Here is a 26,179-nt window from a genome sequence, read left to right on the forward strand (position 1 = left end):
CGATGTACCGTTACGACGAATTTGACGCCACCTTCGTTGCCGAGCGCGTGAAGCAGTTCCGCGGCCAGGTCGAACGTCGCCTGGCCGGCGAGCTGGCCGAGGATGAGTTCCGTCCGCTGCGCCTGCAGAACGGCGTCTACCTGCAGCTCCATGCCTATATGCTGCGAATCGCGATCCCCTACGGAGAGCTCTCGTCGAAGAAGCTGCGCAAGCTCGCCTTCATCGCGCGCCGCTACGACAAGGGCTTCGGCCATTTCACCACCCGGCAGAACATCCAGTTCAACTGGCCGGAGCTGGTGGACGTCCCGGACATCCTGGACCATCTCGCCGAAGTCGAGATGCACGCGATCCAGACCAGCGGCAACTGCATCCGCAACACCACCGCCGATCACTTCGCCGGCGTCGCGCCGGACGAGATCGAGGACCCGCGGGTCTGGGCCGAGATCATCCGCCAGTGGTCGACCCTGCATCCCGAGTTCGCCTTCCTGCCGCGCAAGTTCAAGATCGCGGTGACCGGGGCCAGCCACGACCGCGCCGCGGTGAAGTTCCACGACATCGGCCTGAAGATGGTGAAGAACGAGGCCGGCGAGATCGGCTTCGAGGTCATCGTCGGCGGCGGCATGGGCCGCACCCCTGCGATCGGCCCGACCATCCGCAGCTTCCTGCCGAAGCAGCATCTGCTGAGCTATCTCGAGGCGATCCTGCGGGTCTACAACCTGCTCGGCCGCCGCGACAACCTCTACAAGGCGCGTATCAAGATCCTGGTCACCGCGACCGGTACCAAGGAATTCGCGCGCCTGGTCGAGGAAGAGTGGGAGCGGATCAAGGACGGCGTGCTGACCCTGCCCCAGGAAGAGGTCGCGCGCATCCAGGCCTATTTCACGCCGCCGGAATACGAGAAGCTGCCGGTGATCTCGACCGAGCTCGAGACCGCGAAGCGCAGCGACGCCGCCTTCGCGCGCTGGGTCCGTGCCAACACCCATCCGCACAAGGTCGACGGCTATCGCATCGTCTCGATCTCGCTGAAGCCCGAGGGCGGCGCGCCGGGCGATGCCTCGGCCGACCAGATGGATCTGATCGCCGACCTCGCCGACGAATACAGCTTCAAGACCATCCGGGTCACGCATCACCAGAACCTGGTGCTCCCCAGCGTGCGCCAGCAGGATCTCTACGCGCTCTGGCAGCGGCTCGCGGCGGTGCGTCTCGCGAACCCGAACGTCGGCTTCCTGACCGACATCATCGCCTGCCCGGGCCTCGACTACTGCAACCTCGCCAACGCGCGGTCGATCCCGATCGCCCAGCGGCTGTCGCGGCGCTTCAACGACTTCCAGCGGCTGGAGGAGATCGGCGAGCTTCGCCTCAACATCTCCGGCTGTATCAATGCCTGCGGGCATCATCACGCAGGCAATATCGGCATCCTCGGCGTCGATAAGCAGGGCGAGGAATTCTACCAGATCACCCTCGGTGGCTCGTCTAAGGACGATGCCTCGATCGGCAAGATCATGGGGCCCGCCTTCTCGATCGACCAGGTCGCGGATGCCGTCGAAAACATCGTGAACGTCTATTTGGAAAAGCGGACCAACAAGGACGAGCGGTTCCTGGAAACCTTCCGCCGCCTCGGCCTCGATCCGTTCAAGGAGAAAGTCTATGGCAATTCTCAAGCACGGCGCCCTGCAGCCGAATGATTGGCTGACCGTCGCGGACGACGCGGCCCTGCCGGAAGGCAAGCCCGCGGTGGTCTCGCTTGACCGCTGGCTGAAGGAGCGTGAGACGCTCTTGGGCCGCAACGCGCCGTTGGGCGTTCGCCTGAAGAGCGACCAGTCGCCGATGGCCCTCGCCGAGGATCTCGAGCGGATCTCGCTGATCGTGCTCGAATTCCCGAAATTCACCGACGGCCGCGGCTATTCCCACGCCCGGGCGCTGCGCCAGCGCCTCGGGTATAGCGGTGAGATCCGCGCGGTCGGCAACGTGCTGCGCGACCAGTATCTGTTCATGGATCGCTGCGGCATCGATTCCATCGAAATCGCCGACGAAGCCAATGTCACCGGCTATCTCCAGTCCCTGGGCGAGTTCTCCATCTGGTACCAGCCGGCGGCCGACCGGCGGCCGACGGTCCGTCACCTCCGCGCGGCAAAACGGATGGAACCCACGGGCGGCAGCGCGGTTGTTCGTGAGAGTGTTGCGGCCAGCTGGGCCTACTGAGTCTACTCGAGCGTTCCCTCTAAACTGGCGGCGGCCTTCGGGCCGCCGCTTTTGTTTGCAGGTCCAGCTAGCGCACCGTCTCATAAGCCGCCAGCGCCCGCTTCCGCGCCTCGTCATGCTCCAGGATCGGCTGCGGATAATCCTTCCCCAGCACCACGCCGGCCGCCGCCAGGTCGAGCGGCGCCGCTTCCCAAGGCGCGTGGATCGCCTTGGCATCCAGCTTCGCCAGCTCCGGCACCCAGCGCCGGATATAGGCGCCGTCCGGATCGAACTTCCGGCTCTGGGTGATCGGATTGAAGATTCGGAAATAGGGCGCGGCATCGGCGCCGCTTCCGGCCACCCATTGCCAGTTGCCGGCATTCTGCGCGAGATCGGCATCGACCAGTGTGTCCCAGAACCAGGCTTCGCCGCGCCGCCAGTCGATCATCTGGTCCTTGATCAGGAAGGAGGCCGCGATCAAACGCACGCGGTTGTGCATCCAGCCGGTGGCCCAGAGCTGCCGCATCCCGGCATCGACGATCGGATAGCCGGTGCGGCCGCGCTGCCAGGCCTTCAGTCCCTTGCCATGCGGCAGGAAGGGAAAGCCGCGGAACTTCGCCGACCAGGCTTCCTTGGGCAGCTTCGGGAAATGATAGAGCAGGTGGCTGTTGAAATCCCGCCAGCCCAATTGCCGCAGGAAGGGCAGGGCAGCCTCGCCGTGTCGCTCCTGCAAGCGCCGCCAGATCTCATGCACGCTGATCTCGCCCCAGGCGAGATGCGGACTCAAGCGCGAGGTGCCCTCCCAATCCGGGCGATCGCGGGTCTTGTCATAGCTGTCGACGGTCTCTAGCAACTGGGCGAGGCGTACCTCCGCGCCGGCCTCGCCCGGCTGCCAGTCCGCCGCGAAGCCCTGGCTCCATCCCGTTGTCACCTGCCAGTCCTCGATCGTCTCGCTCTCCGGCCAAGCCCGTGGCGCACGCAGCTTCCTCGGCGCGGGCAGGGCGATCGGCGGGCGATAGGCTTCGGCGAGGCGCCGCCAGAATGGCGTGAACACCTTGAACGATCCGCCGGTCCCGGTCTTCAGGCGCCAGGGCTCATGCAGCCGGTTGGCGGGATGATCGAGCGCGATCGCACCATGCTTCGGCATCGCGGCGAGCACCGCGATATCGGTCTTGATCGCATCGGGCTCGAGCGTGCGGTTGAAGTGCACCGCAACGGCACCGGTCTCCGCCGCCAGCCCGGCCAGGATCGTCAGCGGCTCGCCGGTCCTCAGCAGGAGATCGCTGCCGCGTTTTCGCAATTGCTCGCGGAGCGCCGCAAGGCTCGCGCCACGCCACCAGGCCGAGGCGCCGCCGATCTCGTCCGGCTTCGGCCGGATGAAGACCGGGATGATCGGGCGGCCGGTCTTGATCGCGGCGGCCAGCGCGGGGTTGTCGCCGATGCGGAGATCTCGCCGCAGCCAGAGCAGGACCGGTTCCATCGTTACGCCTGTCATCATGTAGACAGAGTGGGACTCCGTCTTTAGGGTCCAGCCTATCATGCTGAAAGAACGAATCCCCCTCGGCATCATTTGCGCCATGCCGGAAGAAATCGCGGCTTTGCTCGGCGATATGAGCGCGATCAAACGCCAGGAATTGGCCGGGCGCGAGGTCCTGACCGGGCAGTTGTTCGGCCGCCCGGTGGCCATGATCGAAAGCGGCATCGGCAAGGTCGCCGCGGCGATGACCGCGACCCTGCTGCTCGACGGATTGAAATGCCGGGCGATCGTGATGTCCGGCGTCGCCGGCGGCATCGATCCGGCGCTCGCGATCGGCGATCTCGTGGTGGCGCAGCGCCTGGTCCAGCACGATTACGGCCGCCTGCAGGCCGACGGCGTGACGCCGTTCCGCCCCGGCGTGCCGCCGTTCGGCCCGGGCCGGGCGGATTTCGGCTATGAGCTGCCGGACGATCTGGTGGCGCGCATCCATGCCGCGCTCGACGGATTCAAGCTGCCGTCGCTGCCTGCGGATCTCGTGGGCAAGGATGTGCGGCCGCCGATGATCAAGATCGGCACCATCGTCAGCGGCGATCAGTTCATCAACGACGAAGGTGCGCGGGCGCGGCTGCAATCCGTGTTCGGCGCCCATGCGGTCGAGATGGAAGGCGCCGCGGTGGCGCAGGTGGCCGAGGCCTTCGGCGTCCCGGCGATCGTGATCCGCAGCTTGAGCGATCTCGCCGGCGCCGACAGCCATCTCGATTTCGGCAAATTCGTCGCCGCCGTGGCGCCGACCGCGGCCAAGGTCGTCGAACGCCTGGTGTCGGTCCTGGATTGACCGCGGGGGACTGATGGGAGCGCCGGGACTGGAGACGACGCTCATCGCCTTGGCGATCGGCTTGGCGGTGGGCGGCTTGGCGAACTGGCAGTTGCGCCGGCCGGTCGATCTGCGCTGGCCGGTCGTACCCTGGCTCGCGGTCCAGTTCCTGTCCCTGGCCGTGCTGCTGATCTTCGGTGCGCATCTGATCAGCTTGCTGACCGGCCACCCCTTCGGCCGGAACGTCAATTAGGCCAGCAGGTCCCGCCACTGGATGACTTCGACCTCGGCCTCGTCGCTGTCGAAGGCCTGCGGTTTCTGCACGCCCCAGATCGGGCGCGGCCAGGCCGGGTCGTCGGTGAAGCGGCCGATGACATGCACATGCAACTGCGGCGTCACATTGCCCAAGGCCGCCACGTTCAACTTGTCGGGCTTCAGGGCCTGTCTGATCGCGCGGCTGGCCCGGGCGATCTCGCCCAGCAGCAGACCCTGGTCGGCGGTGGAGAGGTCGATGATCTCCCGCTTTTCCACCCGGCGCGGGACCAGGATCAGCCAGGGATAAGCCCGGTCGTTCATCCTGAGCACCCGGCAGAGCGGCCAGTCCGTCAGGAACAGGCAATCAGTGTCCAACTGCGCATCGAGCTCGAAATCGGTGGCCATGCATTCCCCCCGTGCATCCGCCGGGACTGTGTCCCAAGTTATATTCCCTCGGGCCTTGTCGCAATGCTACCAATGCGCGGCGTTGGGGACCGGGACTCCGAGGCAAGGTTAGCGGATGATCGGCCGGTTCCGCCACAATTTCGAGCCATTCCACCTCATGATGCTGCGTCCAGTGAGTGCCCGATGATCCAGATTCTGGCCAGCGTCTTCTCCCTGCTGCTGGGGGCCGCCATCCTGGTCGTCGGCAATGCGCTGCTCGGCATCGTGCTGCCGGTCCGCATGGGCCTCGAGCATGTGCCGGAATTCCAGTCCGGCCTGGTCATGTCGGCCTATTACCTCGGCTTTGTCCTGGGCAGCGCCCGGATCCAGTCGCTGATCCGCCGCGCCGGCCATATCCGCGCCTTTGCCGCACTGGCCGCCATCATGACCGCCGCGGCCATGGTGCACGCGCTGATCTTCGATATCTGGGTCTGGGCCGGGATGCGCATCGTCGCCGGTTTCTGCCTCGCCGGCCTCTATGCGATCATCGAAAGCTGGCTCAACGTGAAGAGCAGCAACGAAAACCGCGGCCAGATTCTCTCGATCTATGTGGTGACGATCTATACTGCTTCGTTCGGCGGCCAGTTCCTGGTCAATATCGGGACGGTGCAGGGCACCGAGCTCTATTGCATCGTCGGCCTCGCGGTGGCGCTCTCCCTGGTGCCGGTGGTGCTGACAAGGGTCCCCGGTCCGGAGATCGACAAGATCAAGCCGATGAGCCTGCTGGCGCTCTATCGCGCCTCGCCTTTGGGTGCCGTCGTCACCTGCGGCGCGGGCCTGCTCTCGGGCGCCTTCTATGCCCTGGGCGCGATCTACGCCAACGCGATCGGCCTTTCGGTGTTCGAGGTCTCGCTGTTCATGGGCGCGCCGATCTTCGGCGGCCTGGCGCTGCAATACCCGATCGGCTGGCTTTCGGACCGTTACGACCGGCGCACGGTGCTGCTGGGCGTGCTGGCGGGAACCCTGATCTCCAGCGTCACCGTCATCCTGATCGCAATGAAGCAGGGGCCTTTCGCCGGCACCCTCACTGCGGTTTTCGTCTTCGGCGGCTGTCTGGCCGCGATCTATCCGATCGCGGTCTCGCAGATCTACGACTATATCGATCGCTCCGAAATGGTCGGCGCCTCCGGCGGCCTGCTGCTGATCTGGTCGATCGGCGCCGTCGCCGGGCCGCTGATCGCCTCGGCGCTGATGGGTCCGTTCGGGCCGGCGGCCTTCTTCTTCTACCTGACGGCGGTGGCGCTGCTGCTGCTCATCTTCACCCGCTACCGCATGGTGCGCCGCGTGGCCCGGCCCGCCGGCGAGCAGACCGGCTTCGTGGCGATGCAGACCACCTCTGCAATAGCGGGCGCCCTCGACCCGCGCACCGACCCGCTGCCGGAATTCCACTACGAAGACATCGACCCCGGCGATCGGTAGCGGCGCCTAACGCTGCTTGGTCTGCCAGTCCTTGGCCTGATAGACCGGCGCATTCGACGGCGCCAGTGCCGGCTTGCCGAGAATCATGTCCGAGCATTTCTCGCCCATCATGATGGTCGGCGCATTGAGGTTGCCGCTGACCACCGACGGCATGATCGAGGCATCGACCACGCGGAGCGCGTCGAGCCCATGCACCCGCGCCTCAGGGTCCACCACCGCCATCGCATCGGTGCCCATCTTGCAGGAGCAGGACGGGTGATAGGCGCTGTCGGCCCGTGCCCGCACGAAAGCGTCGATCTCTTCGTCCGACTGGGCGTGCTCGCCGGGCTGGATCTCCGGACCGCGATAGGGATCGAAGGCCTTCTGGGCGAAGATTTCGCGCGTGAGCTTCACCGCGTCGCGGAACTCGCGGCGGTCGCGCTCGGTCTGCAGATAGAAGGGCTGGATCCGCGGATGCTCGGTCGGATCGGCACTCTTGAGCTTGATCCAGCCGCGCGCCTCCTGGCGCATGTTGCCGATATGCACCTGATAAGCATGGCTGGTGCCGTTCTTGCGACCGTGGTCGTTGACCGTCGAGGGCAGGAAATGGAACTGCAGGTTCGGGTGCTCGATCCCGGCTTCCGAGCGGATGAAGCCGCCGGCCTCGAGATGCGAGGTGGCGCAGATCCCTTGCTTGGTCAGGAACCACTGGATGCCAGCCGCGATCATCGGCGCCGGCTTGGTATAGGTGTAGAGCGTGATCGGCTGCTTGCATTGCTGCTGCACATACATCTCCAGATGCTCCTGGAGATTCTGCCCGACGCCCGGCAGGTCGTGCTGAACTGGCACGCCGACCTCGCGCAGATGATCGGCCGGCCCCACGCCGGAGAGCATCAAGAGCTGCGGTGAATTGATCGCGCCGCCGGAGAGAATGACCTCGCGTTCGGCCCGATACCGCTTCACCTGGCCGTTCTGCTTGAACTCGACGCCGACCGCGCGCTTGCCCTCGAACAGCACCCGGCTGGTCAAGGCGCCGGTTTCGACCGTGACATTGGCGCGCTTCTCGGCGCTGCGCAGATAGGCTTGCGCGGCGGACCAGCGACGCCCGTTATGGGTCGTCATGTCCATCTTGCCGGCGCCTTCCTGCTGATAGCCGTTCATATCCTCGGTCAGCGGATAGCCGGCCTGCTGCATCGCCTCGATGAAGGCGTCGTAGAGCGGGTTGGGCGTATTGCCGGTATGGGTCCAGAGCGGGCCTTCGGTGCCGTGGTAGGCGTCGTTGCGGCTCTCGGAATGCTCGGCGCGTTTGAAGTAGGGCAGGATCTCCTGGTAGGACCAGCCTGGGCAGTTCTCCTTGAAGGCCCAGCGGTCGTAGTCCAGCGCGTGGCCGCGGATATAGACCATGGCATTGAGGCTCGACGAGCCGCCCAGCACGCGGCCGCGCGGCCAGTACATGACGCGGTTGTTCATGTAGGGCTGCGGCTCGGTCTCGTAGTACCAGTTGTAGCGGTCGTGGCAGAGGTTATACATCAGCGCCGCCGGCATATGGATCTGCCAGTTCCACCAATGATCCTTCGGTCCCGCTTCCAGCACGCAGACTTTGAGCGCCGGATCCTCGCTCAGGCGATGGGTCAGCACGCAGCCGGCCGAGCCGGCGCCGACGATGACATAGTCGAATATGCGATCGAACTTCATAGCGGGGCGAATTTCATTTCAGCTTGGTATCCAAACGGGCATTGAGATAGTCGAGCACCAGGCGGCGGGCGCGGGCGGAATCCGGTCCGTCCTGGGCGAGCGCCGCGCGCAGCCAGAGCCCGTCGATCAGCGCCTCGGTGACGCGGGCGATCTCCTGGGCATCCTTGCGGCCCAGACCCTTCAAGGCATGAACCAGGTTGTCGCGCAGGCGCGAAATGATGACATGCTGGATCCGGGCGAGCCGGGGGCTGGTCGGCACCTGGGCCCAGAAGGCGAGCCAGGCGGAAACGCCCTCCGGCGTGAAGATCTCGGTGCCGAGATTGCCGTCCAGCACGGCCAGCAGCCGCTCGGTCGGCGTCCGGGCCGCGTTCAGCCGCTGCACCACGCAAAGCCGCAGCTTGGTGCCCAGCGCGCGCAGCGTGGATTCCAGCAGCTCGGCCTTGTCCTCGAAATAATGGTGGACGATCCCGGTCGAGACCCCGGCCTTGGCCGAGATCCGGCTGAGGCTGGATTCCGCGAAGCCGACCTCGTGGATCGAGGCGATGGTCGCCTCGATCAGCTGCCGGCGCCGGATCTCCTCCATCCCCAGTTTCGGCATTGGCCTCGCCCACTCTGTTCCAAGCCGGGCATACTGCGGGTCTTATATTGGACGATCAATCAAAAAAGGGCTGGGCAAATGCCGCGGATGCGTCATAAGATGGCGTAGATGTGAAACTCGCGGCATCAACGCGACGTATAAGATCGATCGACAAGCCCCGGCGCCGGCAGGGCAAAAACAAGAAGATGCCGGACTGAGCCGAGGCGACATGGGACGCTGGTTCAACATGGGAGAGCAATCCAATGAAGTTGCGTAATCTTCTGGCCGCCACCGCGGCCGTCACGGCGCTGACCGCCTCGGCCGCCTTCGCCGCCGAGCCGGAAGCCTGCAAGGCCCCGCATTTCGCCGATGTGGGCTGGACCGACAACACCGCGCAGAATGGTCTCTTCAACACGGTGCTGAAGGGCCTCGGCTACAAGTCAAAGATCGACAATCTGGCGCTGCCGTTGATTCTGGAGGCCCTGAAGGCCAAGCAGTTGGACTTCTTCCTCGACAACTGGATGCCGTCCAACGCCGCGAACGTGCAGCCCTATCTCGACGAGAAGTCCATCGACTCGCTGGAGCCAAACCTGACCGGTGCCGGCTATGGTCCGGTGGTGCCGGACTATGTCGCCGCCGCCGGCGTGAAGGACATCAAGGACCTCGGCGCCAACAAGGACAAGTTCGACGGCAAGTTCTACGGCATCGAGCCCGGCAACGACGGCAACAAGATCATCCAGGCGAAGATCGACGACGCCAATTCCGGCATGGCCGGCTTCGAGCTCGTCGAATCCTCGGAGCAGGGCATGCTGGCCCAGGCCCAGAAGGCCATGGAGAAGCAGGAATGGGTCGCCTTCCTCGGTTGGGCGCCGCATCCGGTCATGGGCCAGATGAAGCTCGTCTACCTGACCGGCTTCGAGAAGGACGGCTTTGGCGATGCGAAGATCAACGCGCTGACCCGCCCGGGCTACGTCACCGACTGCCCGAACATGGGCAAGCTGCTCACCAACCTGAAGTTCGATCTCGCCATGGAATCCGCTGTCATGGATGAGATCGGCAAGGGCACGGACGGCGATACCGCCGCCACCAACTGGCTCAAGGCGAACCCGGGCGTCCTCGACACCTGGCTGGCCGGCGTCACCACCGTGGATGGTGGCGATGGCGCTGCGGCGGTGAAGAAGTCGCTGGGTCTCTAACCGACCGGAGTTTCACCAAGCTGCAACGATTGCTAGGCGGCCTCAGCTTAATCTCTTAAGCTGAGGCCGTTCCTTTATCCAGCCCGAGGGGAATCGCGGCCGGGAAGGACGCGGGGGCGCAATGGAACAGATCGCGGCGATCATCACGGGCAACAAGATTCCGGTCGGAATCTGGGCCAAAGCCATCATCGACTGGATCAAGCTGCATCTTGGTTGGCTCTTCGATTTCTTTTCGAAGGGTGCCAGCAGCTTCATGGATTCGGTGGCGGAAATCCTGAACACGGTTCCACCGATCATCTTCATCCTGGTCGTCGCCGCGCTTGCGCTGTGGCGACACCGTGACTGGAAGATTCCGGCCTTTGTCACACTGGGCTTCCTGTTCATCTGGAACATCAGCCTCTGGGATGAAATGATCAACACGCTGGTGTTGGTCTTCTTCTCGACTGTAGTCAGCCTCCTCGTGGGCATCCCTCTCGGCATCATCTCCGCGCGCCGGAAATGGCTCTGGAACAGCGTTTCACCGGTCCTCGATCTCCTGCAGACCCTGCCGACCTTCGTCTACCTGGTTCCTGCCTTCGCGCTGTTCGGCCTGGGGATGGTGCCGGCCGTGGTCGCGACCTTTCTGTTCGCCGTCGCGGCGCCCGCGCGCCTGACCTATCTCGGAATCAGCCAGGTCCCAACCGCGCTGGTCGAGGCCGGTGAGTCCTTCGGGTGCACCCGAGGGCAGCTTCTGTTCAAGGTAACCCTTCCGGCTGCACTGCCGAGCATCATGGCCGGCGTGACGCAGTGCATCATGCTGTCGCTCTCCATGGTCGTGATCGCCGCTTATGTCGGCGCACCGGGGCTCGGTGTCCCGGTGGTCAAGGCACTCGCCTCAGTCAATGTCGCGCTCGGCTTCGAATCCGGCCTGGCGATCGTGGTCCTCGCGATCATCCTCGACCGCATCCTCAAACAGCCGACGCGCCGCAGGCGCGTGAAGAAAGCCTGAGGCCGTCATGACCGCACAAACCGCCGTCCGCTTCGAGAATGTCGATGTGATCTTCGGCCAGCGGCAGGCCGAGGCGATCTCCCTGCTGGACAAGGGCGAGGGCCGCGACAGCATCCTCGACCGGACCGGATGCCTGGTCGGCGTCCACGACGCCTCGGTCTTCGTCGATCGCGGCGAGATCCTGGTGCTGATGGGCCTGTCCGGCTCCGGCAAGTCCTCGCTGCTCCGCTGCGTCAACGGTCTCAACAAGGTGACCCGCGGCAAGGTCATCGTGAACGACGGCAAGCGCGAGGTCGATGTCGCGAGCTGCGACGCCGAGACCCTGCGCCAGGTCCGGCGCAACAACATCTCGATGGTGTTCCAGCAGTTCGGCCTGATGCCCTGGCTGACCGTGCATGAAAATGTCGGCTTCGGCCTCGACGTGCGCGGCATGAGCAAGGCCGACCGCGACAAGGTGGTCGACGAGAAGATCGCCCTGGTGCGGCTGGACAAGTTCGCCGACAAGTTCCCGCACGAGCTCTCCGGCGGCATGCAGCAGCGCGTCGGCCTGGCGCGCGCCTTCGCGACCGAGGCGGATATCCTGCTGATGGACGAGCCGTTCTCGGCCCTGGACCCGCTGATCCGCGAGCATCTCCAGGACGAGCTGATGGAGCTGCAGCGCCGGCTGCACAAGACCATCGTCTTCGTCAGCCACGATCTCGACGAGGCGCTGAAGATCGGCAGCCGGATCGCCATCATGGAGGCCGGGCGCGTGGTCCAGTTCGGCCGGCCGGAGGAGATCATCCTAAATCCCGTGAACGACTATGTCCGCCAGTTCGTCGCCTCGATGAATCCGCTGACCGTCCTCAAGGGCGGCACCCTGATGCGGCGGGCCAGCGACCTCGCGCGCGAGCAGGGCTCCTCGATGATCCAGCTCGACCGGGCCGGCAAGTGCCGCTGCCGCCTCGACCCCCAGGGCAAGCCGATCGATCTCATCGTCAACGGCAAGCCGGGGCAATTCCTGTCCTATGCGACCGACCTGGCGCTCGACCGGCTCGGCGACAACGTCATGGTCTGCGGCACGCCGATGACGCCCATGCGCGCGGCGGTGATGGTGCGCCAGCAGACCAAGCGCCCGCTGGTCCTGCTCGGCGACAGCGGCGAGCTGATCGGCGTGGTCGGCGAGCACGAGCTCTATCGCGGCATGCTGCGCCAGACCGAATACGCCCGCGTCAACCAGCCCGACCCGGCGACTGTCGAGACGCCGTGACCTTCCACCCATGATCGAAGCCATTCTCTTCGACAAGGACGGGACGCTGTTCGATTTCTATCGGACCTGGGGCGCCGTCACCGAGGAAGCCGCCTTGCTCGCGGCCGAGGGCAATGCCGCGCGCGCCGCGGAGATCATGCTGAAATCGGGCAAGGACGCCGCGACCGGCCGCTACCTGCCGGGCTCGGTGATTGCCTCGGGCAGCAACCGCGAGATCGTGGCGCTCTGGGCCGAGCTGCTCGGCCGCACCGACGTGGACAGCCTCTACGGCTCGGTCTCCGCGCATTTCCTCAAGCGCCAGACCGAGGTCATGCACCCGGTGGTCGACTTCAACAGCTTCTTCGCCCGGCTGCGCGACCGCGGCTATCGCCTCGGCATCGCCACCATGGACAGCGAGCTCGCGGCACACCAGGCGATGGACAAGTTCGGCGTCAAGCAGGCGCTGGATTTCATTTGCGGCTTCGACACCGGCCACGGCACCAAGCCCGGCGGCGGCATGGTCGAGGCCTTCGCGAGGCTGATGCAGCTGCCGGCCTCCGCCATTGCCGTGGTCGGCGACAGCCCGCATGACATGCACATGGCCCGTGCCGGAAAAGCGGGCCGCGCGATCGGCGTGCTGACCGGTGTCAGCTCCAAGGATGCGCTGTTGGATGCGGGCGCGCATGTCGTGCTGGAAAGCATCGCGGATCTCGAAGCGGCGCTGTAACCTTCACGCCGCCTGCCGGTTGCTCCGCAGCCAGGCCCGCATCGCCGCGATCCCCTCCGGCACGTAACTCCGACCGAAGCCGATCCGGAACCGGTCGGTCGGCGTCGGCGTCAGCGCCGACTGGTAGATGCTGGACGGCAGCAGCACCACGCCGATCTCTTCGGCGAGGCGCTTGCAGAAGCTCTCGACCCCATCCTTGCCCTTGTAGCGCGGAAAGCCGATGCAGCCGCCATCCGGCACCTGCCAGTCGAACAGCTCACCGAACTCGGCGAAGAAGGCATTCACGTCGCCGAGGTTGCGCTCGATCAGCGCCAGATTGCGCGCCACGATCCGCGCGCGTGCCTTCAGCGCAATGACGGCGAGATGCTCGCTCGGGCCGGCGTTGCAGATCGAGAGGTAGTGCTTGATCCGCTCCATGCGGGAGAGCAGGGCGCGGTCACGACAGGCGATCCAGCCGACCCGCAGTCCCGGCAGGCCATAGGCCTTGGACATGACATTGAGCGAGATCCCTCGCTCATAGACATCGGCGGCCTGCGGCAATTGCAATTCCGGGCGCCGCTCCAGCCCGCGATAGACCTCGTCCGAGAAGAGGGTGATGCCGCGCTCCCGGCACAGCGTCACCACCGCGTCGAAGCTCGCGCGGTCGATCACCTTGCCGGTGGGATTGTGCGGGAAGTTGATCAGGACCAGCTTGGTATAGGGCTTGAGGGCGACATGCAATTCATCGACGTCGAGCGCCCAGTTCTCGCGCTCGCGCAGCGCCACGCCTGTGGTAGCGCAGATCGACAGCGGAAGGGTCTCGCTGGACTGGTAATTGGGTGTCACGATGACTGCGTGGGAATCCTTGTCGAGCAGGGCATGCATCGCGCAGAAGATGCCTTCTTCGGCGCCGGCGAAGGCCAGCACGTCCTCCGGCTGAAGGCCGGCATAGGTACCGGCGATAGCCGAACGCAGCGGCGGCGTGCCCATGGTTTCAATATAGCCTAGCCGCAACGCGTCGAACGCCGCGCGATCCTCGGGCGTTGCCAAAGCCAGCAGCTCGGCCACCGACATCGATTCCATGTCCGACGCGGTCATGTGGTAGCGCGCCGAGAACTCCCACTTCGCCAGATAGGTCTCGAGCTTGAAGTCGGGCAGCATGGTCATTTGCGTTTCCTCGTCTTTGCCTGAGGCCCCGGCGTGCGTGCTTGCCGCAGCAGGAGATAGACCGTGGTGCGGGAGAGATCTAGCGCCGCGGCGATGTGATCGACCGCGCGCCGGGTCTGGAAGGCGCCGCTCTCATCCAGGAATCCGACCAGCGCGATGCGGCCGGCCTGGTCCAGCGATGCCATGTTGAGATTGTGCCGCTTTAAATAGCCGGCGATCTGCAGGTTGATCTGCTCGCGGATGTCCTGGCGGAACATCCAGTCCGGCCGGCTCTCGCTGCTGGCGCCGAAGCTCTGCAGCAGCCTGGCGGCGGCGTCGAACTGCGAGACGTCGAGGTTGATGCAGAGCAGGAAACGTGCAATCCCGACCCGGTCGCGCAGGATGGCGCTGATCGATTTCAGCCGCGCGCCTTTCGGGCTCGCCTTCTCATAAGGACCGGCCACGTTCTCTTCCACGAGTTCCGGATCGATGTCATCGAGATCGGACGGCTCGCCCGGCTTGCGTCCCGAAGAGGGATTCCAGATCTTGGCGATCTTCCCGGTCGCCAGATCGTGCAGCACCAGCTCGGCATGGGGATGCAGCAGCCGGACAATGGTCTCTGCGATCGCATCGACCACCGGGCCCGGCGGCATCACGGAGCCGGGGAGCTCGATCAGGTTGGTCATCTTCATCCGTACAGTTTGTACGTTCCGGACGATTTGTCAACACCGGCCGTCGATTGCCAAACTATTGGGAAGAATGCATCTTTCAGCGCGTATGGCAGGCAGGTGACCCCGTGAAGCTTCGAATCCTCGCGCTTGTTTTCTTCAGTCTGCTCGTCACGCCGGCGGCGCTCGCCCAGCAGGCGAAGTTCAACCCGACCCAATGCGAGGGCCGGACCGCGCAGGACTGCAACGACCTGATGGGCTCGTTCAATCTGCCGCCGGAGGAGCGCTCGAAGGTGCTGTTGACCCGCGCGACCGCCTTGCTGCAGCAGCACGATCTCGCCGGCTCGATCGCCGAGTATCGCGAGATGACGGTGATCGACCCGCACAGCCTGATCGCCTACAGCACCCTCGGTTTCCTGGAAAGCATCGGCGAGCAGTGGAAGGAAGCGGCCCTCGACCTCAAGCGCGCCACCGAGATCGCGCCGGACCAGGATCGTCTCTATGCCATGCTGGCGGTTGCGCAGGCCAAGAGCGGCGATTGCGGTAGCGCGAAGGCGTCGATCGCCGAGGCGCGGGCGAAGACCAAGGATGCGGCGACGCTGCAATCGGCCGAGGAGGCCTTGGCGGCAACCTGCCGCTAGCTACATCCGTTCCGGCGTCGCGATTCCCAGCAGCTCGAGGCAGAGCTCCAGCTCCTTCAGCACCAGTTCGGCGATCGCCAGACGAGAGCGCCGGATCCCGGTGTCGGTCTCGCTGAGGATGTGGAAATTGGCGTAATAGGCGCTGAAGGTCTGCGCCAGGGTGAAGGCGAAGTCGGCGATCTTGTTCGGTGCGAGGTCGGCATAGGCCGCCTCGATCGCGTCGGGCAGCTGCCCCAGCTGCAGCAGCAGGTCGCGCTCGCCCGGTTCCGGCGGCAGGATGGTGCCCGGGGCGTCGTTCTGCTCCCGTGCCTTGCGGAGCAGGGATTTCACCCGGACCGCGGCATAGAGCAAGTAGGGACCGGTCTTGCCCTCGAAGCTCGAGAAGCGGTCGAGGTCGAAGACATAGTTGGCGATCGGGTTGTTGGAAAGATCGGCGAACTTGAGCGCCGCGACGCCGACCTTATGCGCGATGTCGATCTTCTCGGCCGGGTCATAGCCTTCGCCGAGCTTGTGCTCGGTGATCTTCTTGGTCGCCTCGTCGGTCACCATCTGGAAGAGATCGTCGAGCCGCATGACGCCGCCGGCCCGGGTCTTGAAGGGTTTCCCATCCGTGCCGTTCATGGTGCCGTAGCCCAAGTGCACCAGCTCGCCCTTGCCGTTGATCCTGGCCTTCCTGGCGGCGCGGAACACCTGCACGAAATGCAGGCTCTGGCGGTGATCGACCACGTAGATGCTCAAGTCCGGGTCCTGGCAGTTCACCCGGTCGACGATGGTGGCAAGATCGGTGGTCGCATACATGAAGGCGCCATCCGACTTCACCAGGATCACCGGCGGGATCTCGGCCTTGTCCTCCGGTTCGGCGACGCGGACGATCTCGGCGCCTTTGCTCTCCTCGACCAGGCCCTTTTGCTTCATGTCGGCGATCATCGGCGCGATCAGGTCGTGGACGATGGCCTCGCCCTTCCAGAGATCGAAATAGACACCGAGATTGCCGTAGTCCCGGCGCAGCGCGACCACGGAGATATCAAAGAAATGCTGCCAGAGCGCGCGATAGCCGGGCCGGCCGTCCTGCAGCTCGGCCGTCGCCTGGCGCGAGATCTCCATCCGCTCCGGGTTCTCTTTGCTGTCCTTGGAGGCCTTCGGATACATCTCCTCGAGCTCGGCCAGGCTGACCGGGCTCTCCTTCGGATAGGGCCCGCTGAAGCTCTTGTCGAAATAGGGGAGGTCGGGCCTTCTCAGCTCCAGCTCGGAGATGATCATCCCCATCTGCAGGCCCCAGTCGCCCAGATGCACGTCGCCGATGGTCCGGTCGCCGGCGAACTTGTAGATCCGCCGCAGCGAGTCACCGATGATGCCGGCCCGCAGATGCCCGACATGCATCGGCTTGGCGATATTGGCGCCGCCGTAATCCAGCACCACGGTCCGTGGCTTGGCCCGCGGCGGGACGCCCAGCCGCGTGTCCCGCAGGATGCGGTTCATCTGCTGGCCGAGATAGGCGTCGGTCATGTTGAGATTGACGAAGCCGGGACCGGCAAGGCTGACTTCGCGGAAGATCGGCTCGGCCTTCAGCCGTTCGGCGATCTTCTCGGCGAGGGCCCGCGGATTCTGCTTCGCGGCCTTCGCGGCCGCCAGCGCGCCGTTGCACTGATACTGCGCGAGATCCGGCCGGTTGGAGACGATGACCTTGCCGAAAGCGGCATCGAGGCCCTCCGCGGCAAAGGCGCGGCCGACAGTCTCGGAAAGCAGGGCGGAGAGCGAAGACATGATGGATCTCAGAAAACTCCCTCTCCCGTAGGGAGAGGGTTGGGGTGAGGGTCTTGCCGCAGGTTAGGTCTGTCCAGACTTTAGAACGCGGCTTCTTCCGAAGTGCCGCGATCGCGTCGGCGGCTGCGCTTGGGCGCCGCCGCGGACATGTCGCCGCCGGCGAGCAGGGCCGCGGCGCCTTCGGTGACCGGGCCGAGGCGCGCGACGATCTCGGCGGCGCTCGGCTTGGCGCCCGGCTGGTGGCCGTCGAGCGCGTGGCGGATCGACTGCAGATGCTCGGGCGAGGTGCCGCAGCAGCCGCCGACGATGCGGGCGCCGGCATCGCGCACGATCCGCGCGTAGTCGGCCATCAGCTCCGGCGTGCCGTTATACTTGATCTTGCCTTCCTCGTAGAACGGGATGCCGCAGTTGCCCTTGGCGACGATGATGTCGTCCGGGCCGGCCGCTTCCGACAGCTTCACGATGGTGGCCACCAGATCCGCGGCGCCCACCCCGCAATTGGCGCCGAAGGCGACCGGCTTCGGGTCCAGCGTATGGATGAAGGCGACGAAGTCGGCCGGCGAGATCCCCATCATGGTCTTGCCGTTGGTGTCGAAGCTCATGGTGGTGACGATCGGCAGGCCGGTCGTGGCCGCACCTTTCACCGCGGCCGCGACTTCCTCCTTCGAGGACATGGTCTCGATCCAGAGCACATCGACGCCGCCCTCGGCCAGGGCCTTGGCCTGTTCGGCGAAGGCGGCGACGGCTTCGGCTTCGGTCAAGGTGCCCATCGGCTCGAACAGATCGCCGGTCGGGCCGATCGAGCCCGCGACAACGACCTCGCGGCCCGAATTGTCGGCGACCTTGCGGCCGATTTCGGCGGCACGCTTGTTGATTTCGTGGACCCGGTCCTGGGCCTGATGCAGCTTCAGCCGGTTCCGGGTCCCGCCGAAGCTGTTGGTCAGAAACAGGTCGGCGCCGGAATCGACGAAGCTCTGGTGCAGGGCCTCGATCCGCTCGGGGTGTTCGAAATTCCACAGCTCCGGCGAGTCGCCGGTCATCAGCCCCATGCCGAACAGATTCGTCCCGGTGGCCCCGTCGGCCATCAGGAAGGGTCGTTCGTTGAGGAGCTTCAAGAAGCGGTTCGCCATTGCCGGTCCTGCTCGCCTTATTTTGCCAAAGCCGCAAGTTAGGCGCTTCGCACCTGCGGGGCAAGGCGCCAATTGGCACGGCTCCATTGCGAAAAAGGTAACACTTTCAGGCACATTGCGCTATTTCTGGAGGGGTGAGCGGGGTTGCCCGCGCCGGCAGGTTCGAAATAGAGTTGCAGGCTGGCCCGGTACAATCGGGCCTTCGGCGTGGTGTGCATCGCGTGGGTTGGGGATGCTTGCCTCGGGAAGCAGTGCAAATCGGGATGATGCGGTGTTTGAGGCGCTGATCACGGCGGCGGCGGACGGCATCATTCTGGTCGATGCCGAGGGCCATATTCGAATATTCAACCCCGCCTGCGCGCGCCTGTTCGGCTACCGGCCGGAAGAGGTGACCGGCAAGGACGTGTCGATCCTGATCCCATCGCCCTACCGCGACGCGCAGAACGGCCGCCGGCTGGCCAGCCGCGAAACGCTCGGGCGGCGCAAGGACGGCTCGACCTTTCCGATCTATCTCTCGGTCGGCCAGGGCAAGGCCGAAGGCGCCGAGGTCTCGGTCTGCATCGTCCACGACCTCACCGAGCGCGGGGCCGCACCGCTGATGGACGTCTCGCGCTTGAGCGCCATGGCCCAGATGGGCTCGTCGATGGCGCATGAGATCAACCAGCCGCTGGCCGCGGTCATGAACTACGTGAAAGCCGCACAGCGGACCCTGGAGACCTGCCACGATGCGCGCGCCGCGAAGGCGGGCGAGCTGCTGGCCAAGGCCGGCGAGCAGATCGTGCGGGCCGGCGCGATCATCCGCAACCGCCGGGATTTCATCGCCCGGGGCCAGCCCAGCCGCCGCGAAGAGGCCCTCTACAAGATCATCGAGAAGGCGGTCGCGCGCGCCCTGACCGGGCCCGGCGCCGGAACCGCCAAGGTGACCCTGACCCTGGACCGGAAATTGCCGCCGGTCCTGGTCGACAAGATGCAGATCCAGCAGGTGATCATCCATCTGATCCGCAATGCGCTGGAAGCGATGCAGTCGATGCCGGAGCCGCGCCTCAGCATCGAATGCAGCAGCCCCCAAGCCGGTTTTGCCGAGGTGACGATCTCGGACAGCGGACCGGGATTGTCCGAGGCGGAGATCGGCCGTCTGTTTCAGCCCTTCGTGACCACCAAGGAGCGGGGCATGGGGCTGGGTTTGACGATTTCCAAGTCGATCATTAATGCGCATGGTGGCAGGCTTTGGGCGACACCCAACCCGGGCGCCGGCGTTTCCTTCCATTTCCAGTTGCCCTTGATCGAGAAGACGGAACAGTAGATGGCCGACGAGATTGTATTCGTCGTCGATGATGACGGCGCTGCCCGCGACTCCCTCTGCGCGCTGCTGGAATCCGCCGGCCTCGCCGCCCAGGCGCATGAATCCGCGCGCGCCTTTCTCGATGCCTATCGGCCCGGGCGGCCCGGCTGCCTGATCGCCGACATCCGCATGCCGGACATGGACGGGCTGGAGCTGCAGGAGGAGCTGAACCGCCGCAACGCGGGCTTGCCGGTGATCGTGGTGACCGGCCATGCCGACGTGCCGCTCGCCGTGCGGGCGATGAAGGCGGGCGCGGTCGATCTGATCGAGAAGCCCTACGATGACGAGCTGCTGCTGGCCAGCGTGAAGCGCGCGCTGGCGAAGGCGCATGGCGCGCGCGAGCAGGCCGCGCTCACGGAAGCCGCCAAGGCGCGGATCGCCAGCCTCTCGGCGCGCGAACGTCAGGTGCTGGAGCTGCTGGTCGCCGGCCAGCCGAACAAGATCATCGCCTTCGAGCTCGACATCTCGCCCCGCACCGTGGAGATCCACCGGGCGCATGTGATGGAGAAGATGGAGGCGAAGAGCCTTTCCGACCTGGTGCGGACCGCCATCGCGGCCGGCATCTCGGGCGGCCCCAAGAAAGGCGATCCGGCCCGCTAGGGGTATTTCCGTATTTCTTGCGGCCCCCGGATACCCCAGTTTCAAGGGGTGGCGCCCCGGCTTTCGGAGACTTCCTTGGCTGCAGCGGATCGGGATACGGTCTACATCGTCGATGACGATGCCGGCGTCCGCGAATCCGCGCGGGCCCTGCTCGAGACCTATGATCTCGCGGTGGAGGAATTCGCCTCGGCGCGGGCTTTCCTCGACGGCTTCAAGGCGGGCGGCAGGGCCTGCCTGCTGCTCGACCTCAACATGCCGGAGATCAGCGGGCTGGAGCTGTTGGAGCAGCTCCGCCGGCGCCGGATCGGCCTGCCGGTCATCATCGTCAGCGCCCAGGGCGGCAAGGAGATCCAGGAACGGGCCCGGCGGGCCGGCGCCTTCGCCTTCCTCGAGAAGCCGGTCGACGAGGCGCTGATTGCCGCGGTCGATCGCGCGCTGAAGGCCGCCTGAATAGGTAATACCCCTTACGGGACTTTCCTCAATATTCTCGGAGATCGTTCCGGGGGATGCTTCGAGCATCTTCAAGGATCGCTCGGGGTACGACCGATGACCGCCATGCTGCAGATAGTGCCCGTTGCCGCAGAGACATTGTCCACCCGCGCCCGTGCGCCCTGGCCGGTTCTGGAAGGCGGCAGAAGCGAAGCCGCCGACCCGATCGCCGCGGTTCTGCAGGGCATCGGCAAGGTCGTCAAGTTCAACCGCAACGCCCAGGTCTTCAACGAAGGCGATCCCGCCCGGCACGTCTACAAGGTGATCAGCGGCGCGGTCCGGACCTGCCGCGTGCTGATGGACGGCCGCCGCCAGATCGCCGACTTCTATCTCCCCGGCGATTTCTTCGGCCTGGACTGGCAAAGCGAGCACGGTTTCACCGCGGAGGCCATCGCCGACGCGGTCGTGGTCTCCTATCCGCGCGCGCAGCTTGAAGCGGCGGCCGAGAGCGAGCCAGCCTTGCAGAAGCTGCTGATGAACCTGCTCGCCAAGGGCCTTTCGGCCACCCAGAATCACGTCGTCATGCTGGGCCGGCAGACCGCGCAGGAGCGGCTCGCCTGGTTCCTGCTGAGAATCATGCAGCGCTCGGATGACAACCCGAATCTCGACCTGCCGATGAGCCGGCTCGACATCGCCGACTATCTCGGCCTCACCATCGAGACCGTGTCCCGCGGCATCAGCCAGTTCAAGCGCAACCAGCTGATCGCCGTGTCCGGCGCGCATCAGGTGGTGCTGAAGGACGTCGAGGCGCTGGAATCCCTCGCCAGCGGCGAAGGCGAACTCTAGCTGGTCCTGCGCCGCCGCAGCGCCATATTCACCACCGCCACGCCGACCAGCGCCAGCACGCCGCCGGCAATCCCGAGCAGCGCCGGAATCTCATCCAGCCAGAGAAAGCCCATCAAGGTCGCGGTGGGCGGAATGCAATAGAGGAAGTTCGCCGCCCGCGCCGCCGGGAAGCGCGACACCGTCACCGACCAGCCGCAATAAGCGACGAAGCTCGGCACCGTGCCGAGATAGAGCGCCGCGAACCGCGCCTCGCCGTCGGCCGCGGCGAATTGCCGGAACGCGCCCGGCAGACCGGGGGTCAGGAACAGGGCGGCGAAGATCATCGACCAGCAGGCGACGGTAAGGCCGTTATGCCGCTTGAACAGCGGCTTCTGGATCACCGCATCGACCGAGGTGCAGAGCGCCGCGGCGAGGATGAACAACACGCCGGCATCGAACTTGAAGGACTCGCTGTCGCTCAAAGCGACCAGCGTCACGCCGGTGAAGGAGAGCGCGGTGCCGAGCCAGGCGACGGTGCCGAACCGCTCGCCCAGCAGCAGCATCGCCCAGATCGCGGTCAGGATCGGGCTCACGTTGACGATGAAGCTCGCGGCGCCGCTAGAGACCGTCTGCTCCCCGATGTTGAGTGCCACCGTGTAGACCGAGACGCAAACCAGGCCGCGCAGCGCCAACCGCAAGAATTCACGCCAGGTCGGCAGCGCCGGGCGCATGATCGCCAGCAGCAGCGCACAGGGCAGGGCGGCGATGGCGAAGCGCAGCGAACCCAGCTCCAGCGGCCCGAAGGCGGTCAGCCCCGCCCGGATCGCCGGGAAGGCCGAGGCCCAGCCGACCACGGTGACCGCCAAGGCGAGGATGGGGATCCAGTCGAACTTGCGCGGCAATGGCAGGGCTTCCGTACCCAGGGACATCGTGAACTCCATCTATGTGCCTGGAAATTTGCGGAAAAGTGAGCTGCTTGACAATCGACAGGATCAATGTCGAGCTGTGACTATGAATCACATCACCGGCTTCTCCCACCGCGCGCCGCTGCTACCGCTCGACACCCTCCGGGCCTTCGAGGCGGCGGCGCGCACCGGGAGCTTCTCCGCGGCGGCCGAGGCGCTCAACATCACCCACGGCGCGGTCAGCCGCCAGATCGCCAAGCTCGAGCGCTGGCTCGGCCAGAAGCTGTTCCAGCGTCAGGCCCGTGGCGTCGAGCTGACGCCGGAAGGCCTGCGCCTCTACCAGCGAACCACCGAGGCCCTGGCGCTGATTGCCGACAGCTCCGACCGCTGGATCGAGGCCCGCGGCAGCGCGGTCGTGCGCCTCGCTTCCCTGCCGTCGGTCAGCGGCCTCTGGCTGATGCCGCGGCTGCGGGCCCTGGAAGCCGGCGACCCCGAGCTCCGGGTCGAGCTCATCATCGACCATCGCGAATCCAATCTCGCCGATGACGGCATCGACCTCGCGCTGCGTTGCGGGCGCGGCGGCATTCCGAAGCGGCACTCGGTGCAGCTGTTCGAGGAACATTGCTTTCCGGTCGCGGCTCCCGAGCTCGCGGCGCAGATCGGCAAGGGCAAGCCCGAACGCCTGCTCAGCCATTCCCTGATCCACGATTCCGACGCCTCGGGCTGGCGCGCCTGGTTCGGCGCCCAGGGCCTCGACTATCGCCCGCGCCGCCAGGATCGCCGCTTCGAGGACTACAACCTCGTGGTCGATGCCGCCGAGCACGGCCTCGGCATCGCGCTGGCCCGGCCGCCGCTGATCCAGGAGGTGCTGCAGCAGGGGCGGGTGGTTGCGGTCGATGACCGCACTGTGTTGAACCCGGTCGCCTACTGGCTCGACCGGCCGCCCGGCAACCTGCGCCCGGCAGCGGCCGCCTTCGCGCGCCGCGTCATGCAAGCCGCCGGCCTCGACAATGCGGCGATGGCGCGGTTCCTCGCATCATGAAGCGCACGGTCGGCGTCCTGCTGTTCGAGCGGTTCGAGCTGCTCGACGTCTTCGGCCCTCTGGAGATGCTGGGCCTGCTCGAGGATGCATTCGAGATCCGCTTGGTCTCCGAACAGGCGGAGGTTGTCGACAGCGCCCAGGGCCCGCGCTCGGTGGTCGATGACTACCTGGTCGACCATCATCCCTACGACCTGCTGCTGGTGCCGGGTGGCATGGGCACGCGCCGCGAGGTCGAGAACCAGGCCCTGCTCGATTGGCTCAATCACGCCGCCGGGCGCGCCGAGACCGTCGCCTCGGTCTGCACCGGCAGCGCCTTGCTGGCCAGGGCCGGCCTGCTCGACGGCCGGCGCGCCACCACCAACAAGAACGCCTACAACTGGGTGGTGCGCCAGGGGCCGAAGGTGGAATGGCAGCCGCGCGCCCGCTGGGTCGAGGACGGCAAGTTCTGGAGTTCGTCCGGCGTCTCGGCCGGCACCGACATGGCGCTGGCCCTGATCGCGCGGCTTTGCGGCATCGATCGCGCGCGCCAGGTCGCGCATTGGGCGGAATACGTCTGGAACGAGGACAGCACCGACGATCCCTTCGCCCGCACCTAGGGTCTGGTCGCGCTAGTTGTTGCCGCCGCCGCCACCCTCGCCGCCGCCATCACCACCGCCGTCGCCACCATCGCCACCGTCTCCGCCGTCTCCGGAATCGCTGCCGCCGTCGCTGCCGTCACCGCCTTCGGAATCGCTGTCGGCGCCGTCGGCACCGTCTTCGCTCTCGGACTCGCTCAGTGCGGATTCGATCTCGTTGGCTTCCTCGTCCGAGAAGCCGAGCTCGCTCAAGCCCACCTCGGCGAGATCCGGCTCGCCGTCGAACTCGACTTGATCGACGAACTCGTCGGCGATCTCGACTTCGTTCGCGTCAACGTCGCTCAAGCCCTGCTCGTTGCAGCTGACGCTCTGGCCGGCGCCGAGCGTCGCGGTCGCGAAGGTCCGGCGCGAGGTGACCTCGACCGCGCCGCGGTTGACCGAGATCACGGTGGTGCCGTCGGGCAGCACCTTGAGCTTGAAATTGGTGCCGCGCACCGCCACGACCGCGGTCGGGGTCTGGATCTTGATGCTGTCGCTCTTGATGCTCCCCGAGACGAAGCGCAGGGCGCCGGCGGCGATGGTATAGGCGGCGCTTTCCTTGCCGGACTTCGGGTCGAAGACGAAAGCGTCGATGGTCAACGCGGCATTCTCGCCGATCAGCACATGCGAGCCGTCGATGAAGCTGATGTTGGCCTTAGCCCCCGCCGCGGTCAGCACCTTCTCGCCGAAATGCGCCGGCGATTTCAGCTGCTTCGGCGCCGGCTGCTGGCCGGGCAGGGCGCCGCTCACGCTGTTGGCGACCTCGGCGAAGCCGCCGATCACATTGCCGGTGACGACGTCCGCCCCGGCCGGTGCGGCGGTCGCGGCGAGAAGCAGGGCGGCAAGCGCGATGGAACGATGGCAGTGATTCATGTCGATCCCCCCGCGCATCTTGTTACAGAAACCGGGCAAGGGCGACAGGATTTTCGGGCCGGAGTTCCGGGGACGGTCAGAAGCTCAGGTCGACATGGGTGCCGGGCTTGCCGTCGGTGGTCACCACCTTCCGGCTGCGCCGGGCCAGCTCATCGAGCAGGGAGGTGTCGGGCACCGGATTCTTCGTGCCGTAGACGTTCTTCTTGGTCGAGACCAGCACCTGCGCCGATTGCTTGCGCCGGACCGGCAGCAGCGAATCCAGCAGCTCCAGCGGCGTGCCGTTATGGCTGCCGTGGTGCGAGACCTTCAGGAAGTCGACCGGCTTCTTCAATTCCGCCGCGCATTTCTTCTTCATGACGTCCCAGCTTTCGAGCTCGGCGTCGCCGGGCAGCAGCAGCCGCTTGCCGCCGGCCTCGATCATCAGGCAGAGCGAGGTGTTGTTCTGCGCCCGGTCGATGAACCGCGCCATGGCAACGCCGTCCTCGCGGATGGAGCGGCGCAGCCGTTCGAAGTCGCTGCGCGAGACGCCGCCAAGCTGGTTCGCGGTGGCCCGCGGCACATCCGGGAAGGTCCAGGTCAGGCCTTCGCGATCCGCCTCGCTCCCGCTGGCGGCGGCGAGCGCCGCCGTCATGGCATTCTCCCGGGCACTCGCCGAGTAGTAGACGCTGACATCGGGTTCCGGCGCCAGCACCCGGATCTTGACGTTGCTGAAGCCGGGCGAGGCCGACTTGCCGCGCGCGAGATAGGCGACCGGCTTCTTGCCGAGATTGCGCAGATACTCGACCCGGTCCTTGTTGGCGAGGTTGTTCTCAAGCAGGGAGATGAAACCCGGATGCAGCACCAGGCCGTTGCGCCGGGCATCTGCGGCAAAGGCGGTGAGGCCGGCGCGGAGCTTCTTCTGCAGCTTGGCCTTGGGAAAGTCGGTGTAGTATTTCGGGTGGCTCGGCAGGCTCATCCAGACCCGGTCCACCGTCATGCTGTTGAAGACTTCCCGCTCGCGGTAGAAGCCTTCCATATGGTCCAGGTGCTCATGGGTCATGACCAGCAGGTCGAGCCGGCCGCCGCATTCCTTCTTGATGTCGGCCGCGATCGCCGGGAACCGCTCCAGGCTCGCTGAATCGTTGGGGGCGCGGCCGAAATCGAACAACAGGTGCCGGGTCTTGTTGCCGTCCGGCAGGCTGAGCAGGATGCAATCCCCGAAGCCGACGATATAGGCGCGGATGCGGATCTCCTGGCTCATC

27 protein-coding genes are annotated in these 26,179 nt (G+C 65.8%); 16 read left to right on the top strand and 11 right to left on the bottom strand.

What is annotated here, in order from left to right; all coding sequences use genetic code 11:
- Positions 1-2 precede the first annotated feature (2 nt).
- Both ACH2CY_RS18570 and ACH2CY_RS18575 read left to right on the top strand, forming a co-directional pair.
- Positions 3-1,685, top strand: a complete 1,683-nt coding sequence (locus ACH2CY_RS18570) for a nitrite/sulfite reductase (RefSeq protein WP_395020809.1) — start codon at positions 3-5, stop codon at positions 1,683-1,685.
- On the top strand, positions 1,648-2,202 hold the full coding sequence (locus tag ACH2CY_RS18575; RefSeq protein WP_395020810.1) for a DUF934 domain-containing protein: 555 nt from the start codon (positions 1,648-1,650) through the stop codon (positions 2,200-2,202). Before ACH2CY_RS18570 ends, ACH2CY_RS18575 begins: the two co-directional genes overlap by 38 nt.
- Positions 2,203-2,269: 67 nt before the next feature.
- Here ACH2CY_RS18575 and ACH2CY_RS18580 read toward each other — a convergent pair whose 3' ends face one another.
- Complete coding sequence (locus ACH2CY_RS18580) at positions 2,270-3,661, bottom strand: cryptochrome/photolyase family protein (RefSeq protein WP_395020811.1); 1,392 nt, start codon at positions 3,659-3,661, stop codon at positions 2,270-2,272.
- A gap of 58 nt (positions 3,662-3,719) precedes the next feature.
- Here ACH2CY_RS18580 and ACH2CY_RS18585 point away from each other — a divergent pair, with 58 nt between their 5' ends.
- Both ACH2CY_RS18585 and ACH2CY_RS18590 read left to right on the top strand, forming a co-directional pair.
- Positions 3,720-4,493 (top strand): 5'-methylthioadenosine/adenosylhomocysteine nucleosidase, encoded by a 774-nt coding sequence (locus tag ACH2CY_RS18585; protein WP_395020812.1) that lies wholly within the window; start codon positions 3,720-3,722, stop codon positions 4,491-4,493.
- Positions 4,494-4,506: 13 nt separating this feature from the next.
- Entirely contained in the window at positions 4,507-4,725 is a 219-nt protein-coding gene (locus ACH2CY_RS18590) for a hypothetical protein (RefSeq protein WP_395020813.1), read from the top strand.
- Here the strand turns inward: ACH2CY_RS18590 and ACH2CY_RS18595 are convergent.
- Complete coding sequence (locus tag ACH2CY_RS18595) at positions 4,722-5,132, bottom strand: HIT domain-containing protein (RefSeq protein WP_395020814.1); 411 nt, start codon at positions 5,130-5,132, stop codon at positions 4,722-4,724. The genes ACH2CY_RS18590 and ACH2CY_RS18595 overlap by 4 nt on opposite strands.
- Positions 5,133-5,315: 183 nt before the next feature.
- On the opposite strand from ACH2CY_RS18595, the gene ACH2CY_RS18600 reads away from it, so the two are divergent.
- Positions 5,316-6,590, top strand: a complete 1,275-nt coding sequence (locus ACH2CY_RS18600; RefSeq protein ID WP_395020815.1) for an MFS transporter — start codon at positions 5,316-5,318, stop codon at positions 6,588-6,590.
- A gap of 6 nt (positions 6,591-6,596) precedes the next feature.
- On the opposite strand, the gene betA is transcribed toward ACH2CY_RS18600, so the two are convergent.
- Together betA and betI are read right to left on the bottom strand one after the other, a co-directional pair.
- Positions 6,597-8,264 (bottom strand): choline dehydrogenase, encoded by a 1,668-nt coding sequence (betA, locus tag ACH2CY_RS18605; protein ID WP_395020816.1) that lies wholly within the window; start codon positions 8,262-8,264, stop codon positions 6,597-6,599.
- A 13-nt stretch (positions 8,265-8,277) separates the two neighbouring features.
- Positions 8,278-8,862: a choline-responsive transcriptional repressor BetI gene (gene betI, locus ACH2CY_RS18610; RefSeq protein ID WP_395020817.1), complete on the bottom strand. Its 585-nt coding sequence runs from the start codon at positions 8,860-8,862 to the stop codon at positions 8,278-8,280.
- A gap of 242 nt (positions 8,863-9,104) precedes the next feature.
- On the opposite strand from betI, the gene ACH2CY_RS18615 reads away from it, so the two are divergent.
- From ACH2CY_RS18615 to ACH2CY_RS18630, 4 genes are all read left to right on the top strand, one after another.
- Complete coding sequence (locus tag ACH2CY_RS18615; protein ID WP_395020818.1) at positions 9,105-10,037, top strand: glycine betaine ABC transporter substrate-binding protein; 933 nt, start codon at positions 9,105-9,107, stop codon at positions 10,035-10,037.
- A 139-nt stretch (positions 10,038-10,176) separates the two neighbouring features.
- Entirely contained in the window at positions 10,177-11,025 is an 849-nt protein-coding gene (gene choW / locus ACH2CY_RS18620) for a choline ABC transporter permease subunit (RefSeq protein ID WP_395020849.1), read from the top strand.
- Positions 11,026-11,032: 7 nt separating this feature from the next.
- Complete coding sequence (gene choV, locus ACH2CY_RS18625) at positions 11,033-12,274, top strand: choline ABC transporter ATP-binding protein (protein ID WP_395020819.1); 1,242 nt, start codon at positions 11,033-11,035, stop codon at positions 12,272-12,274.
- Between the two features lie 10 nt (positions 12,275-12,284).
- A complete protein-coding gene (locus tag ACH2CY_RS18630; protein ID WP_395020820.1) occupies positions 12,285-12,980 on the top strand; it encodes an HAD family hydrolase in 696 nt (231 codons plus the stop codon).
- A 3-nt stretch (positions 12,981-12,983) separates the two neighbouring features.
- Here the strand turns inward: ACH2CY_RS18630 and ACH2CY_RS18635 are convergent, their stop codons facing one another.
- Together ACH2CY_RS18635 and ACH2CY_RS18640 are read right to left on the bottom strand one after the other, a co-directional pair.
- Positions 12,984-14,126, bottom strand: a complete 1,143-nt coding sequence (locus tag ACH2CY_RS18635) for an aminotransferase class I/II-fold pyridoxal phosphate-dependent enzyme (RefSeq protein ID WP_395020821.1) — start codon at positions 14,124-14,126, stop codon at positions 12,984-12,986.
- The gene (locus tag ACH2CY_RS18640) at positions 14,123-14,797 is read right to left on the bottom strand and encodes a transcriptional regulator (RefSeq protein ID WP_395020822.1); all 675 of its coding nucleotides are present in this window, start codon (positions 14,795-14,797) and stop codon (positions 14,123-14,125) included. Before ACH2CY_RS18640 ends, ACH2CY_RS18635 begins: the two co-directional genes overlap by 4 nt.
- A gap of 104 nt (positions 14,798-14,901) precedes the next feature.
- Here ACH2CY_RS18640 and ACH2CY_RS18645 point away from each other — a divergent pair, with 104 nt between their 5' ends.
- Positions 14,902-15,414, top strand: a complete 513-nt coding sequence (locus tag ACH2CY_RS18645; protein WP_395020823.1) for a hypothetical protein — start codon at positions 14,902-14,904, stop codon at positions 15,412-15,414.
- Here the strand turns inward: ACH2CY_RS18645 and argS are convergent, their stop codons facing one another.
- Both argS and bmt read right to left on the bottom strand, forming a co-directional pair.
- On the bottom strand, positions 15,415-17,178 hold the full coding sequence (gene argS, locus ACH2CY_RS18650) for an arginine--tRNA ligase (RefSeq protein ID WP_395020824.1): 1,764 nt from the start codon (positions 17,176-17,178) through the stop codon (positions 15,415-15,417).
- Positions 17,179-17,258: 80 nt separating this feature from the next.
- Positions 17,259-18,308, bottom strand: coding sequence for a betaine--homocysteine S-methyltransferase (bmt, locus tag ACH2CY_RS18655; protein ID WP_395020825.1), 1,050 nt, complete (start codon positions 18,306-18,308; stop codon positions 17,259-17,261).
- A gap of 271 nt (positions 18,309-18,579) precedes the next feature.
- Here bmt and ACH2CY_RS18660 point away from each other — a divergent pair, with 271 nt between their 5' ends.
- The 4 genes from ACH2CY_RS18660 (at position 18,580) to ACH2CY_RS18675 (ending at position 21,525) form a co-directional block, all read left to right on the top strand.
- Positions 18,580-19,611 (top strand): nitrogen regulation protein NR(II), encoded by a 1,032-nt coding sequence (locus ACH2CY_RS18660; protein WP_395020826.1) that lies wholly within the window; start codon positions 18,580-18,582, stop codon positions 19,609-19,611.
- The gene (gene fixJ / locus ACH2CY_RS18665) at positions 19,612-20,250 is read left to right on the top strand and encodes a response regulator FixJ (RefSeq protein ID WP_395020827.1); all 639 of its coding nucleotides are present in this window, start codon (positions 19,612-19,614) and stop codon (positions 20,248-20,250) included.
- 75 nt (positions 20,251-20,325) lie between these two features.
- Positions 20,326-20,700, top strand: coding sequence for a response regulator transcription factor (locus ACH2CY_RS18670; RefSeq protein WP_395020828.1), 375 nt, complete (start codon positions 20,326-20,328; stop codon positions 20,698-20,700).
- A gap of 96 nt (positions 20,701-20,796) precedes the next feature.
- Positions 20,797-21,525 carry a helix-turn-helix domain-containing protein gene (locus tag ACH2CY_RS18675; RefSeq protein ID WP_395020829.1) on the top strand — a complete coding sequence of 243 codons (729 nt, stop codon included), beginning with the start codon at positions 20,797-20,799 and terminating at the stop codon, positions 21,523-21,525.
- Here ACH2CY_RS18675 and ACH2CY_RS18680 read toward each other — a convergent pair.
- On the bottom strand, positions 21,522-22,433 hold the full coding sequence (locus ACH2CY_RS18680) for a DMT family transporter (RefSeq protein WP_395020830.1): 912 nt from the start codon (positions 22,431-22,433) through the stop codon (positions 21,522-21,524). The two genes, ACH2CY_RS18675 and ACH2CY_RS18680, sit on opposite strands and share 4 nt — an antisense overlap.
- Before the next feature lie 82 nt (positions 22,434-22,515).
- Between ACH2CY_RS18680 and ACH2CY_RS18685 the strand changes: the two genes are divergently transcribed.
- Positions 22,516-23,451, top strand: a complete 936-nt coding sequence (locus ACH2CY_RS18685; protein WP_395020831.1) for a LysR substrate-binding domain-containing protein — start codon at positions 22,516-22,518, stop codon at positions 23,449-23,451.
- A complete protein-coding gene (locus ACH2CY_RS18690; RefSeq protein WP_395020832.1) occupies positions 23,448-24,047 on the top strand; it encodes a DJ-1/PfpI family protein in 600 nt (199 codons plus the stop codon). The genes ACH2CY_RS18685 and ACH2CY_RS18690 overlap by 4 nt, the downstream gene beginning before the upstream one ends.
- A 12-nt stretch (positions 24,048-24,059) precedes the next feature.
- On the opposite strand, the gene ACH2CY_RS18695 is transcribed toward ACH2CY_RS18690, so the two are convergent.
- Entirely contained in the window at positions 24,060-24,938 is an 879-nt protein-coding gene (locus tag ACH2CY_RS18695) for a FecR domain-containing protein (protein WP_395020833.1), read from the bottom strand.
- Between the two features lie 76 nt (positions 24,939-25,014).
- Positions 25,015-26,178 (bottom strand): ComEC/Rec2 family competence protein, encoded by a 1,164-nt coding sequence (locus tag ACH2CY_RS18700; RefSeq protein WP_395020834.1) that lies wholly within the window; start codon positions 26,176-26,178, stop codon positions 25,015-25,017.
- Position 26,179: the final 1 nt, after the last annotated feature.

The organism is Dongia sp. (assembly GCF_041905885.1).
Taxonomy (GTDB): Bacteria; Pseudomonadota; Alphaproteobacteria; order Dongiales; family Dongiaceae; genus Dongia.